The 13,559-nt window shown below is 65.9% G+C and carries 10 protein-coding genes and 1 tRNA gene; 4 read left to right on the top strand and 7 right to left on the bottom strand.

Going from position 1 to position 13,559, the window contains the following annotated elements:
• Positions 1–27 precede the first annotated feature (27 nt).
• From rho to argS, 6 genes are all read right to left on the bottom strand, one after another.
• On the bottom strand, positions 28–2,262 hold the full coding sequence (gene rho / locus NG698_RS11495; RefSeq protein ID WP_252609848.1) for a transcription termination factor Rho: 2,235 nt from the start codon (positions 2,260–2,262) through the stop codon (positions 28–30).
• Between the two features lie 296 nt (positions 2,263–2,558).
• Positions 2,559–3,533 carry a homoserine kinase gene (thrB, locus tag NG698_RS11490; protein WP_252600094.1) on the bottom strand — a complete coding sequence of 325 codons (975 nt, stop codon included), beginning with the start codon at positions 3,531–3,533 and terminating at the stop codon, positions 2,559–2,561.
• 2 nt (positions 3,534–3,535) lie between these two features.
• Positions 3,536–4,642, bottom strand: coding sequence for a threonine synthase (thrC, locus tag NG698_RS11485; protein ID WP_141140976.1), 1,107 nt, complete (start codon positions 4,640–4,642; stop codon positions 3,536–3,538).
• Positions 4,643–5,959, bottom strand: a complete 1,317-nt coding sequence (locus NG698_RS11480; protein ID WP_252600095.1) for a homoserine dehydrogenase — start codon at positions 5,957–5,959, stop codon at positions 4,643–4,645.
• The gene (gene lysA, locus NG698_RS11475; protein WP_252600096.1) at positions 5,952–7,457 is read right to left on the bottom strand and encodes a diaminopimelate decarboxylase; all 1,506 of its coding nucleotides are present in this window, start codon (positions 7,455–7,457) and stop codon (positions 5,952–5,954) included. Before lysA ends, NG698_RS11480 begins: the two co-directional genes overlap by 8 nt.
• Before the next feature lie 5 nt (positions 7,458–7,462).
• A complete protein-coding gene (gene argS / locus NG698_RS11470) occupies positions 7,463–9,112 on the bottom strand; it encodes an arginine--tRNA ligase (protein WP_252600097.1) in 1,650 nt (549 codons plus the stop codon).
• Between the two features lie 171 nt (positions 9,113–9,283).
• On the opposite strand from argS, the gene NG698_RS11465 reads away from it, so the two are divergent.
• The 4 genes from NG698_RS11465 (at position 9,284) to NG698_RS11450 (ending at position 12,337) form a co-directional block, all read left to right on the top strand.
• Positions 9,284–9,757 (top strand): FMN-binding protein, encoded by a 474-nt coding sequence (locus NG698_RS11465; protein ID WP_252609847.1) that lies wholly within the window; start codon positions 9,284–9,286, stop codon positions 9,755–9,757.
• Positions 9,758–9,760: 3 nt separating this feature from the next.
• The gene (locus NG698_RS11460) at positions 9,761–10,627 is read left to right on the top strand and encodes an FAD:protein FMN transferase (protein WP_252609842.1); all 867 of its coding nucleotides are present in this window, start codon (positions 9,761–9,763) and stop codon (positions 10,625–10,627) included.
• Positions 10,624–12,186, top strand: coding sequence for a ferredoxin--NADP reductase (locus NG698_RS11455; RefSeq protein WP_252609840.1), 1,563 nt, complete (start codon positions 10,624–10,626; stop codon positions 12,184–12,186). Before NG698_RS11460 ends, NG698_RS11455 begins: the two co-directional genes overlap by 4 nt.
• A 78-nt stretch (positions 12,187–12,264) precedes the next feature.
• Positions 12,265–12,337: transfer RNA gene (locus tag NG698_RS11450), tRNA-Arg, on the top strand.
• Between the two features lie 275 nt (positions 12,338–12,612).
• On the opposite strand, the gene NG698_RS11445 is transcribed toward NG698_RS11450, so the two are convergent.
• The coding region (locus NG698_RS11445) for an HNH endonuclease signature motif containing protein (protein WP_252609838.1) at positions 12,613–13,559 on the bottom strand (947 nt) is incomplete at its 5' end.

Genomic DNA, 13,559 nt, shown 5'->3' with positions numbered 1-13,559 from the left:
CCGGCATATTTTGAGCGGTGAGCGTAGCTACTTGTCGTTATCCGACTTCGCACCAAGCGTTGTCTTCTGGACCTGCATGAGGAACTCGACGTTGCTCCCGGTCTCCCGGATCTTGTTGGTCAGCAGCTCAAGGCTCTGCTGCGTTTCGAGTCCGGAAAGGACGCGCCGCAGCTTCCACATGATCTTGACTTCCTCGGGGGAAAGCAGGTTCTCTTCGCGGCGTGTGCCGGACGCGTTGACGTCCACGGCCGGGAAGATGCGTTTGTCCGCCAGCTGGCGGGACAGGCGGAGCTCCATGTTGCCGGTGCCCTTGAACTCTTCGAAGATGACCTCGTCCATCTTGGAACCGGTCTCCACGAGGGCGGTTGCCAGGATGGTCAGCGAGCCTCCGTTTTCGATGTTGCGGGCTGCACCGAAGAAACGCTTCGGCGGGTACAGCGCGGCGGAGTCGACGCCACCGGACAGGATACGGCCGGAGGCCGGTGCTGCCAGGTTGTAGGCGCGGCCCAGGCGGGTCATGGAGTCCAGGAGGACCACCACGTCCATGCCCATTTCCACCAAGCGCTTGGCGCGTTCGATGGAGAGCTCGGCCACGGTGGTGTGGTCATCGGCCGGACGGTCGAAGGTGGAGGCAATAACCTCACCCTTGACAGTGCGCTGCATGTCCGTGACTTCTTCGGGACGCTCGTCAACGAGCACCATCATGAGGTGGACCTCAGGATTATTGATGGTGATGGCGTTAGCGATGGACTGCAGGATGAGCGTCTTGCCGGCCTTCGGCGGGGAGACGATCAGGCCACGCTGGCCCTTGCCGATCGGGGCGACCAGGTCGATGACGCGGGGGCCGATCTTCTTGGGATCCGTCTCAAGGCGCAGGCGCTCGGACGGGTACAGCGGAACCAGCTTGGCGAATTCGACGCGGTCCTTGAGCTCTTCCGGCGTCTTTCCGTTGACGGAGGTGACGCGGACCAGGGCGTTGAATTTCTGGCGGGCGGTCTGCTGGCTGCGGTCTTCGCCTTCACGCGGTGCACGAATGGCACCGACGCAGGCGTCGCCCTTGCGCAGGTTGTACTTCTTGACCTGGGCGAGGGAGACGTAAACGTCGTTCGGACCCGGCAGGTAACCGGAGGTGCGGATGAACGCGTAGTTCTCCAGCACGTCCAGGATGCCAGCGACGGGCAGCAGGACGTCGTCCTCGGTGACCTCGACGTCGTCGACGTCCGGTCCCTGGGTGCGTCCCCGACGGCGGTCGTTGCGGTCGCGGAAGCGGTCGTTGCGGGAGTTGTCCCGGCTGTCCTGGCCACCCTGGCCGCCGGAGCGGTCATTGCGGTCGTTCCGGTCGCGGCGGTTGCGGCGGTTGCGGCGGCTGCCGCCGTCGGAATCGTCGTTATCGCGGCTGTCATCGCGACGGGCGCCGTCACGCTGGCCGGAGTCACGGTTGCCTGCGTTGTCGCGGCCACCATCGGTGGTCTCGCGGGCGGTGGTTTCACGAGCCGTGGTTTCACGGGCTGTGCTGTCACGGGCTGTGCTGTCACGGGCCGTGGTGTCGAGGGCGCCACGGGTGCGGCCGCTCTCGCGGCGGTCAGCACGCTGGCTGTCGCCGGATTCGGCGCCCTGGGTTTCCGTGCGCTGGGAATCGGCACGCTGGGTTTCGGTGCGGTCAGCCTGGCGCTGCTCAGCGGCGGGCTGCTCGGCCGGAGCCTCAGTGGCTTCTGCCTGCGTAGACGTGGCAGCCGCATCGCCGCGGCGCCGGTTCCGGGTGCGCGGCTGGCGGCGTTCGCCCTCAGCTGCTGCGCCGGCCTCAACGGGCGCTGACGCCGGAGCCTCAACGGGCGCGGCGGCCGGAGCTTCAATGGCCGTTGCCGCGGCGGGGGCCGCAACTACTCCGTCACTGACAGCGCGGCGGCTGCGTCCACGGCCACGGGCACGGGTCCCCTCAGTGGCCGGGGCCTCCGAGGTTTCGCTGGCGGCAGCCACCGGTACGGTAGCGGCCGGGGCTACGTGGTTTTCGGTCGCCTTCTCGGCAGCCTTGGCCGGGGCCTTGCTGGCTGACGTGCCTGCGCGATGGGCGGAAATGGCGGTCACCAGATCCCCCTTACGCATGCGGGATCCACCGGAAATCCCCAGCTGGCTGGCAAGTGCCTGCAGCTGGGCGAGCTTGAGGCCGGCGAGGCCACTGCTCTTGGCGGGTACGGCCGTTGACGATCCGGCAGCAGAAGTTGATGGTTCCACAGCTGAAGACAGCTCAGTGGTTTCGGTCACGAAGGATCCTTCCCCCTCGACGGCGTCCAGACTGGGAGCTGGACGCGATGATTTGATCTGGGCTGCAGTTCAGATCTGCAGCCGCATTTTCGGTCTTGCCGGTTGGATTTCGGCCAGCAGGGCCGGATACTGATTCACCTCACGCACCGATTAATGGCGGGGCGCTGGGCTGACTATTCAGGGGCAGACAATTCAGCTGCAGATTCCTGCGACAGACCAAGCAGGCGGCACCGGAAAATATTGCGCAGTAGGAGATCACTAACAACTGAATGCAGCTGCCGATCAGATAGGCGGAATTACCGCCGGTGCAAGTCCACCTTAGCACCTTCGACGTCCACTGCCAGCTTTAGCACGCGCCAGCCGATGCCCGGCGTGTTCGCCTCTGTAAAGGACTCAATAAACCCAAGGACCTCGGCGGCTTCGGCTTCGCCGTCGGCGAGAACCAGGACCGTAGGTCCGGCACCCGAAACCACTGCCGCGTGGCCCGCGTTGCGCAGTGCCCTGATGAGGGACGCGCTGGGCCGCATCGCCTCGGCCCGGTAGCTCTGGTGCAGGTAATCCTCGGTGCCGGCGTGCAGGAACTCGGGCTTCTGGGTCAGCGCATGGATCAGCAGCGCAGCCCGTCCGGAGTTCATGGCCGCGGCATGATGGCCCACAGACGCCGGCAGCAGGGCGCGCGCGGCCTCGGTGGACAATTCAAAATCGGGGACGGCCACGATGGGAATCACGGAACCGGCCACGGAAGCGCACGTGCTGCTGTACCGGTCACTGTCCTGCCATGACAGCGCCAGTCCGCCGAAAATCGCGGGCGCGACGTTGTCCGGATGGCCTTCCATCTCGCTGGTCAACTGCAGGATCCAGTCCCGCCCGCGACGCGCCGCTTCGGGCACCATGGCATTGGCGGCCGAGACGGCCGCCACCACTGCCGACGCCGATGATCCCAGGCCCCGGCCATGGGGGTTGACGTTCGTCGCCGTGATCCTGAGGCCGCCGTGCCGGTATCCAAGCCGGGAAAAGGCAGCCTCCATCGCCCTGACCACCAGGTGGCTGGCGTCCTGCGGCAGCGTGTCCGCCCCCTCACCGCTGAGCTCGAAGACGAGCTCAGCGGATTCGAGGCTTTCCACCGTCAGGGTGTCGTGCAGTGCCAGGGCGAGGCCCAGGCTGTCGTAACCCGGTCCGAGGTTTGCGCTGGTGGCCGGGACCCTGACGGTGACGCGCTGGCCTGCTTCGATGACGGGCAGGTCAACGGCGGTGGGCGAGGTGGTTTCCAAGGCTACTTTTCTTCCAGTCCCAGTTCAGCTGCGACTGTCACGACATCGTTTGAGACCTTGACCGGCTGCACTTCACTGCCGTCCTCGGTCCGGAGGGCCCACTGGGGGTCCTTGAGGCCGTGGCCGGTCACGGTGATGACGATGGTCTTGCCGGTCGGAACTTCACCGGCGGCGTGCTTCTTGAGCAGTCCGGCCACACCGGCGGCGGAGCCGGGCTCCACAAAAACGCCTTCGCGGGCGGACAGCCAGCGGTGGGCATCCAGGATCTGTTCGTCAGTCACGGCGTCGATGAATCCGCCGGACTCGTCACGTGCCGCGATGGCACCGTCCCAGGACGCCGGGTTGCCGATCCGGATGGCAGTGGCGATGGTGTCCGGTTCCGTGATGGGGTGCCCTGCCACGAACGGTGCCGCGCCGGCGGCCTGGAAGCCCCACATCTGGGGGGTTTTGGTGGATACGGCGGGCAAGGTTCCGGCCGTGTCGGATTCGAACGGCGCCGAGTACTCCTTGTAGCCCTTCCAGTACGCCGTGATGTTGCCGGCGTTGCCTACGGGCAGGACGTGGATGTCCGGAGCATCGCCGAGCGAATCAACAATCTCAAACGCGCCCGTCTTCTGGCCCTGGATGCGGGCCGGGTTCACGGAGTTGACCAGGAACACCGGGTAGGACTCCCCCAGCTTCCGTGCAATGTCCAGGCAGTTATCGAAGTTGCCGTCCACCTGGAGCAGCGTGGCGCCGTGCGCGATGGCCTGGCTCAGCTTGCCCATGGAGATCTTGCCTTCGGGGACCAGCACAGCGCATTTCAGTCCCGCTGCCGTGGCGTAGGCCGCGGCGGACGCTGAGGTGTTGCCGGTTGACGCGCACACGACGGCCTTGGCGCCGGACGCGACGGCGGCCGTCATGGCCATGGTCATGCCGCGGTCCTTGAACGAACCGGTGGGGTTCATCCCCTCGACCTTTAGGTACACCGTGGAACCGGTGAGCTCGGAGAGCTTCTGCGCGTGGACCAGCGGAGTGCCGCCTTCGCCCAGCGTGATGACCCTGGTGGATTCCGTTACGGGCAGCCGGTCAGCGTATTCGCGGATAACGCCGCGCCATTGGTGAGCCACTTAGACTCCTTCTACCCGCAGAACGGATGTCACTGAATTGATGACGTCCAGGCCTTTGACGGCCTCGACGGTGGCTGCGAGGGCAGCCTCTGATGCGCGGTGGGTAACGATCCGCAGTTCGGCAGACTCCACGTTGGACTCTGCGTCCCGGTGGATGGTCTGCCGCATGATTTCGATGGACACGCCGTGCTCCGCAAAGAGCTGGGCGATCCGGGCCAGCACGCCGGGCTGGTCAGCGACGTCCAGGCCGATGTAGTAGCTGGTGATGGCTGAGGCGATGGGCAGGGCCGGGACGTGGCCGGTGGTGGTCTCCGTGCGTCCCGGGCCGCCCAGCACAATGCGGCGGGCGGCCGAGACAAGGTCACCCAGGACGGCGGACGCCGTCGGGGTTCCGCCGGCACCCTGGCCGTAGAACATCAGCTCGCCGGCGTTTTCCGCCTCGATGAAGACCGCATTGAACGCGCCACGAACGGCGGCCAGCGGGTGCTCGCGCGGCAGCAGCGTGGGGTGCACGCGCACGGAAACGCCTTCGCCGCCGTCGGCATCCGTGAGCTTTTCGGCAATGGCCAGCAGTTTGATGACAAATCCGGCGTCCTTGGCTGCAGCGATGTCCGCCGCGCTGACGGACGTGATGCCTTCGCAGTGGACGTTCTCCAGGGCGAAGCGGGTGTGGAAGGACAGCGACGCGAGAATGGCGGCCTTGGAGGCGGCGTCGTGGCCTTCGATATCGGCGGTGGGGTCAGCTTCGGCGTAGCCAAGGCGCTGGGCCTCGGCGAGGGCGTCAGCGAACTGCGCGCCGGTGGAGTCCATCTGGTCCAGGATGAAGTTGGTGGTGCCGTTGACGATACCCAGCACGCGGGTAATGCGGTCGCCGGCCAGACTGTCCCGGATGGGGCGCAGGATGGGGATGGCACCGGCTACGGCGGCCTCGTAGGACAGCTGCACGCCGGCCTTGTCCGCCTCTTCGTAGAGAGTGGGGCCGTCCTGGGCGAGCAGGGCTTTGTTGCCGGTGACTACACAGGCGCCGTTGCGCAGCGCGGAGAGGATCAGCGTGCGGGCAGGCTCGATCCCGCCCATAAGCTCGATCACCAGGTCGGCGTCCTTGACCAGGGTGTCGGCGTCGGTGGTGAAGAGGTCCTGCGGCAGGTCCACATCCCGCTTGGCATTGACGTTGCGCACCGCGATGCCGCTGAGCTGCAGGCGGGCCCCGGTACGGGCGGCAAGGGCGTCGGCGTCCTCAATGAGAATCCGCGCAACCTGGGCCCCAACGTTGCCACAGCCCAGCAGGGCTACTTTCAGGGTTCGCAATTCAGTCATTCGGCACTCCCATGTCGCGGTTAAGCAGATCTTCTTCGGTTTCCCCGCGGACAATCAGCCGGGCAGATCCGCCGCGCACCGCGACAACGCCCGGCCGGGCCAGATAGTTGTAGTTGCTTGACAGGGCCCAGCAATAGGCGCCGGTCCCCGGTACAGCAAGCAGATCACCGGCTGCCACGTCCTCGGGCAGATATACATCTCTAACAACTATGTCGCCGCTCTCGCAATGTTTGCCCACTACGCGGGACAGCTGCGGGGACGCGGCGGACGTGCGTGAGGCCAGAATCGCCGAATAATCCGCGTCGTAGAGCACCGGGCGGGCGTTATCGCTCATGCCTCCGTCCACTGACACATAGCGGCGCGGATGCGTAACGTTCTCGTTGGCCTCTGAATCGCCCGGCGCGTCGACGCGGACAGTTTTCAGGGTACCCACCTCGTACAACGTGAAGGTGGTGCTGCCGACAATCGCGCGTCCGGGTTCGATCGAAATCCGGGGAGCAGTTATACCCAGCTCAGCACACGTGGAACGCACGACGGCGGCCATCGCCTGCGCGACGTCAGCTGCGGGGCGCGGGGTGTCCACCGGGGTATAGGCAATGCCGTAGCCGCCGCCGAGGTCCAGCTCGGGCATCACGATGGAGTACTTTTCCTGCATGGCAGCGTGGAAGCGCAGGAGCTTCTGCGCGGCGAGTTCAAAGCCGTCCGGCTCGAAGATCTGCGAGCCGATGTGGCAGTGCAGGCCCAGCAGTTCGATGCTGGCGTATTCCGTGGCCGCAGCCACGGCCTCCTCCGCTGCTGACAGTCCGGCCTGCTCGGTGGTATCCCCGGCCATGGATAGACCGAACTTCTGGTCCTCGTGGGCGGTGGCGATGAACTCGTGGGTGTGCGCGTGGACGCCGGGAGTCAGGCGCAGCATAACGTTGGCAATTTCGCCGCGGCCCGAGGCGATTTTGGCAACGCGGTCCAGCTCATCGAGGCTGTCCACCACAATTCGTCCCAGCTTCATATCCAGCGCCCGGTTGATCTCGGCGTCGGATTTGTTGTTGCCGTGCAGGCCCAGGTTTTCGCCCTTGATGCCGGCCCGGGCCGCCACCGCGAGCTCGCCGCCGGAACACGTGTCCAGCCGGAGTCCTTCGTCTGCCACCCAGGCGGCTACTGCTGTGCACAGGAAGGACTTGCCAGCATAGTAGACGTCCACTCCCCCGCAGATGTCGGCAAACGCGGCATCAAAGGCGTCCTTGAAGGAACGTGCGCGGGCCCGGAAGTCTGTCTCGCTCATCACAAAGAGCGGCGTGCCGAACTGCGCCTTGAGCTCGCTGACGGCGATGCCATCGATGGCGAGCTCACCGGCGTCGTTCTTCCGCACATCCTGCGCCCACATGGGCTCGTGGAGCGCATTCAGGTCCGCGGGAACGGCCAGCCACTCGGGAGCCAGCGGGGATCCGCTGTTGGTGTCCTCTGCTGACACCTTCTGCGTCGAAGTTTCCTGTGCCGACATCAGTTTCACATCCGTTCCGGTGCGGACACGCCCAGCAGATCCAGTCCGTTGGCCAGCACCTGGCTGGTGGCGTCGTTCAGCCACAGGCGAGTGCGGTTGACGTCGGTGACGGCTTCGTCGCCCTGCGGGGCAACACGGCAGGCGTCGTACCAGCGGTGGTAGGCGCCGGCAATGACCTCGAGATGGCGGGCCACACGGTGGGGTTCACGCAGTTCGGCGGCTTTGGCCACAATCGAGGGGTAGCTGCCCAGGTAGGAGAGCAGTTCGTTTTCCGTGGCGTGATCCAGAAGTGAAGCATCGAACGCGCTCCGATCCACGCCGGCAGCCACGGCGTTGCGGGCGGTGCCGCGGGACCGGGCGTGGGCGTACTGGACGTAGAACACCGGGTTCTCGTTGCTGTGCTTCTTCAGCAGATCGGGATCCAGGGTGAGCGGGGAATCTGCCGGGAAGCGGGCCAGGGAATAACGAACGGCGTCCTTGCCCAGCCAGTCGATAAGGTCCTTGAGCTCGATGATGTTGCCGGCACGCTTGGACAGCTTGGCGCCGTTAACGGACACCAGTTGGCCGATCAGCACCTCGATGTTCACCTCGGGATCATCGCCCGCGCAGGCCGCAATGGCCTTGAGGCGGTTGATGTAACCGTGGTGGTCCGCGCCCAGGAGGTAGATCTTTTCCGTAAAGCCGCGGTCCTTCTTGGAGAGGTAGTACGCGGCGTCCGCGGCAAAGTAGGTGGGTTCACCGTTCGCGCGGATCATCACGCGGTCCTTGTCGTCCCCGAAGTCGGTGGTGCGCAACCAGACCGCACCGCCGTCGTCGAACACGTGGCCCTGCTCGCGAAGGCGGGCGACGGCATTTTCGATGTGGCCGGTGTCGTGCAGTTCCTGTTCTGAGAAGTAGACGTCAAACGCAACGCCAAAATCGGCAAGGGTGTCCTTGATGTCCTTCATCTGGGCCTTGTAGGCGGCGGCGCGGATGACAGGAAGTGCCGCCACCTCGGTGAGTTCGCGGATGTCGGGGTGCTGGGTGAGGACGTCGTGGCCGAGGTCGGCGATGTACTGGCCCGGGTAGCCGCCGTCCGGCACCGGAAGTCCATGCAGCCGCGAGTAAACAGAGTTTGCGAACACGTTCATCTGCGAACCGGCGTCGTTGATGTAGTACTCGGCGGTGACCTCCGCGCCCGAAGCACGCAGCACACGTGCGATGGCATCGCCCAAGGCTGCCCAGCGTGTGTGGCCGATGTGCAGCGGACCGGTGGGGTTCGCCGACACAAATTCCATGTTCACCACGTGGCCGGCGAGCGTGGTGGTGGTGCCGTAGTCACGTCCGGCTTCCACGATGGCCTTCGCCAGGGCACCCGCAGCGGCGGCGTCCACGGTGATGTTCAGGAAGCCGGGGCCAGCGATATCCACGGCAGCGACGCCGTTGATGGACTTCAGCCGGGCGCTCAGGACGGTGGCGAATTCGCGCGGGTTGGTGCCGGCCTGCTTGGACAGCTGGAGGGCGATGCTGGTGGCCCAGTCGCCGTGTTCCCGGTTCTTCGGTCGCTCCACGCGCACCTCATCAGGGACAGCTGATGCGGAAAGCGCGATTTCGCCGGCGGCGACGGCGTCTTTTAGGCAGGCGGATATGGCGAGGGAGAGTTCTTCGGGAGTCACCCCTCTAGCCTACCGGGGGCCGCCACTGGGACGAATTTGGGGGTGGTGCGTGACTGGTTCCGCACAACTTTTCCTCACAGCGGACGCACTGCTGATTCAAAGGGTGAACCATTACGCTGAATCCGACGTTGAGTACAGCGCAAGCACCCAGCCCACGAAACGAGCCCCATCATGAGACCGTCAGTCCGCAAGAGTGTTTTCGTCGGCATCGCCGGCCTGTCCCTCTCTGGAACGGTGGCCGGCTGCGCGCCGTCGGCCACGCCAGCGGTGCCCGCCGCGGCTTCCGACAGCACGTCCGGCGCCACGACGGCCCCTTCCGGCACGGCATCATCGCCGGCCAGCAGCGCCTCCCTCTACCAGGACGGCACCTACAGCGCTGACGGCACCTATGTTTCCCCCAACGGGACCGAAACCGTGGGGGTTGAGCTGACGCTCGCCGCGGGCACGGTCACGGCCGTGAACATCACCCAGCACCACTCGAACCCCAACACCCGGAAATTCCAGGGCGAATTCGCCGGCGGGATCGCAGCGCAGGTTGTGGGCAAGAGCATCGACGAACTCAACGTCTCCAAGGTGGCAGGATCCTCGCTCACCAGCGGCGGCTTCAACCAGGCGCTGGACAAGATCAAGGCCGAGGCCCAGTAGGCCGTGCCGGACCCGGAGGACTTCCGCTTCGACGGGATCGGAACCCGTTGGGAAATCTCCACCCCCCGTCCGCTTGACGCCAGCGTCCGTGCCCGGCTGCTCGCCTTGGTGGAGCGCTACGACGGCGACTGGTCCCGGTTTAGGTCCGATTCGACCGTCGGTGCCATGGCCCGCCAGCCCGGGCGGTATGAGCTGCCGCCGGAAGCGGCGGACCTTGGCCGGCTGTACCGCTCGCTGTATGAGGTCACCGGCGGTGCAATGACGCCGCTGATCGGTGGCAGCCTGGAGCGCCTCGGGTACGACGCCGCCTATTCCCTGCGGCCGGCAGGGAACGCGCTTCCGGCACCCCGCTGGGAGGACGTCCTGACGTGGGACGGCAACGTGCTCACCACGACCGCTCCCCTGGTCCTGGACATCGGTGCCGCCGGTAAGGGGCAGCTGGTGGACCTTCTCGCTATTGAGCTGCGCTCCTGCGGCGTGGACTCCTTCGTGATTGACGCCAGCGGCGACCTGCTGCACCGCGGGCCTGATCCGGTCTCCGTGGCGTTGGAGCACCCGTACGATCCGGCGAGGGCCATCGGGGCCGTGCCGCTGGCAGGCGGCGCATTGTGCGCGTCAGCCTCAAACAGACGGGCGTGGGGCGACGGCCTGCACCATGTGCTCGATGGCGCAACAGGGCTGCCCGTCAGTACGGCGGTAGCCACGTGGACCATGGCAGAAAGCACCGTAGTTGCCGATGCCCTGGCCACCGCCCTGTTCTTTGTTCCGGGCAAAGAATTGGAACGGAGTTTCGATTTTTCCTGGCTGACGGTTTTTTCTGATGGAAGCGCTGCCTACTCGGACGGATTTGAAGGGACACTGTTCTCATGAGCCCCGTTGACGCCCCCAAGGCAACTGCCGTTTTCACTGCCGGCCGGCTGGACACCCTGCTGGGCAAGTACACGATGTACCGGCTGATCCTGCTGGTGCTGGCAGCCCTTGCCACGTACAGCCTTCTGCTGAATGCCCTTGGCTGGCTCACTTTCGGCATCCCGCAGATGCTGGTGCACTTGATGCTGTGCCTTGGCCTGACCTACGTGTCCAACCGAGGGCTGGCTGCCCTTTTCCACGTCCGCCCGCATTCCGAGTCGTCGCTGATCACCGGCCTGCTCCTGTACTTCCTCTTCTGGCCCTCCTTTATGCCCCTGGATATGGCGGGAGTGGCCTTGGCCTGTGTGCTGGCCTCCGCCTCGAAATACGCGCTGGCCTGGCGTGGCCGGCACATCTTCAACCCCGCCGCCGCCGGGGCGTTTGTCACCGGGCTGACGGGGCTGAACATCGCAACGTGGTGGACCGCCACGCCTGCCATGCTGTGGCTGCTGGTTCCGGGCGTCCTCCTGGTGCTCTACCGGACGCGTAAGTTGCTCATGGCGGCCGTGTTCCTTGTGGTTGCCACATCAATTGTGAGCGCTGAGCTGCTGCAGGCAGGGCTTACCCTGGGCAGCGCACTCTGGCAGGCCCTGGCGCAGCGGCCGCTGCTGTTCTTCGTCGGCTTTATGCTGACGGAGCCGCTCACCCTCGCTCCACGCCGCTGGCAGCAGCTCGCGCTCGCCGCACTGGTTGGTGTGGTGTTCGCAGTGCCGTACAACTTCAGCTTCATCGCCAACTCGCCGGAGCTGGCCCTGCTGGTCGGCAACCTGCTGGCGTTCCTTGTGGGCCAGCGCGGCGGGCTCAGGCTCCGGTTCGCTGGCTCCCGCCCTCTGACGCCCAGCACCACAGAGTTCGCCTTTGAACCGTCCCGGCCCGTCCGGTTTGTGCCGGGACAGTACATGGAACTGGATCTGCCGCACGCCAAGTCTGACGGTAAAGGCCGACGCCGGGTGTTCAGTTTGACCAGCGCCCCCGGTTCGGGGACGGTGAAGTTTGGCGTCCGGACGGCGGAGCCCCTGTCCGCGGCGAAGAAAGTCCTGCTGGACCTGAAGCCTGGTGATGAGGTGGCCGCCACATCCGTGGGCGGAGATTTTGTCTTGCCCCGCGATCCCCGGGCCCCCGTCCTCCTGATAGCCGCGGGCATCGGTATCACGCCCTATCTTGCGCAGCTGGCTTCCGGCGCCGCGCAGGACCGGGACGTGGTTCTCCTGCTGCTGGCGCGCAACGCTGCCGAAATTGCCTACACTGCCGAGCTGCAGGCGTCCGGGGCGCGCATCCTGGCACGCCTCGCAGACGGTTCGGTCCCGCCGTCGTTCATCACCGATGCCGGGACGCTGGAATCCGGGGGCGCTTCAGCTGGCGCCCGGCTGGACGGAGATTCCCTGAAGGCCCTCGTTCCCGACATTGCCGGCCGGGCTGTCTACATCTCCGGGTCCCCTGCGAGCGTCGCATCGCTGCGCCGTGCAGCCCATAAGGCCGGCTCGCGCCGGGTATACGTGGACTCTTTTTCGGGCTACTGAGCAGGGCCGTTTTTCCTTGCAGGCACCTTCCTGCTAAGCTCTAGGACGTCCCGCTGGCAACGGCAGGATCCCTGAATTGCCCTCGTAGCTCAGGGGATAGAGCGTCTGCCTCCGGAGCAGAAGGTCGTTGGTTCGATTCCAATCGAGGGCACATATGAAACCCCCGCCGCTTGCAAAAGCGGCGGGGGTTTCTGCGTTCCTCCCCCCACAGGCGCGAGCGGATCCTCACAGACACTTGAGGCCCTGCCGAGCTGGGCAGCCGGACACATGAGGCCCTACCGAGCTGGCGCGGCCGGACACCGGCCGCATGTTTATTGCGACGGGCTGTGGCACGCCGGTTTATTGTGGCGCGGCTGTGGCACTCCGGCTTGTCGGACTCCGCGGCTGACGCTGCGCCTCAATACCCAGCCCGCGACATGGCCCGCGCTAAGGCGGCGTGGTGCATAAGGCTCCTGTTGTTTCCGGTGCTGGCAACGTCGGTGGTTCCCAGTCGGGGTGTTCGCTCGCGTAGTGCCGTCCGGTGGGTGAGATCCAACCGGGTGGTTCATTCTTGCCCGCGGTGGTGGGTTTCCATGCGGTGGTGTGTCTGAGCCGGTGGTGTTTGTGGCACGGCTGGCCGAGATTACTGATCCCGGTGGTGCCGCCGTGGCCCCAGGCGAGGATATGGTCGGCTTCGTTGTCGAGGGAGTGGTTGCTGCAGCCGGGGAACGGGCATTTCCCGTCGCGCAACCTGAGCCATTGGCGTTGGGCTTTCGTGAGCCGGTAGCTGGTCCGGCCGATCTCGAGCGGTGCGCCATCGCGGGGATCGATCAGGACGCGGTGGAAGGATTCGGCACCGTCGGCGATCAGGTGGCGGGCAATGGATGGCGGGATCGGCCCGTATCCGTCGAGCATGGCCGATTCATCGGTGAGGCCGAGCAGCGCCATGACCGGGACCGTGATCAGCACCTGCGCCCGCGGTGAGGGAATACCGCCACCCACGCCGACGGATTCCCGGCCAGAGCTGAGATCGGTTCCGCCGGTGATGCCGCTTGATCCGCCGCTGATGCAGTCCGCGTTTACGCCGAGGAGCCAGGTGGCAACGGTGTCGGCGCGGAGCTGAGTGAGGGTCCGGTCCTCATGGGGGCCTTGGAGGGCGCGGGCGGCGGTGGTGGTACGGTCCCAGATCCCCGCGGCCTGATCCGCGGGCAGGTAGGCGGAGAGCCAGGCCATACCGTCCCGGTCCGGGGCATACTCCACCCGTCGGTCCGCGGCACACCTGGTATGGCGTTTTTCGATGCTGACCGGGTGGTGCCGCTCCCGCCAGGTCCGGGCTTTGTGCCGGAACCGGCCGGGGATGAGCTCACCGGCGCGGCCACGTGCCGGATTCACGA

The sequence above is a fragment of the Pseudarthrobacter raffinosi genome (assembly GCF_023913735.1).
Lineage (GTDB): Bacteria > Actinomycetota > Actinomycetes > Actinomycetales > Micrococcaceae > Arthrobacter > Arthrobacter raffinosi.
The sequence above is the reverse complement of the archived record's forward strand: the minus strand, read 5'-3'. Positions and strand labels throughout refer to the sequence as shown.

Coding starts and splice junctions, on each gene's coding strand:
- NG698_RS11465 (WP_252609847.1), top strand. CDS start 9,284: ATGAGACCGTCAGTCCGCAAGAGTGTTTTCGTCGGCATCGCCGGCCTG.
- NG698_RS11455 (WP_252609840.1), top strand. CDS start 10,624: ATGAGCCCCGTTGACGCCCCCAAGGCAACTGCCGTTTTCACTGCCGGC.
- NG698_RS11480 (WP_252600095.1), bottom strand. CDS start 5,959: ATGACTGAATTGCGAACCCTGAAAGTAGCCCTGCTGGGCTGTGGCAAC.
- lysA (WP_252600096.1), bottom strand. CDS start 7,457: ATGTCGGCACAGGAAACTTCGACGCAGAAGGTGTCAGCAGAGGACACC.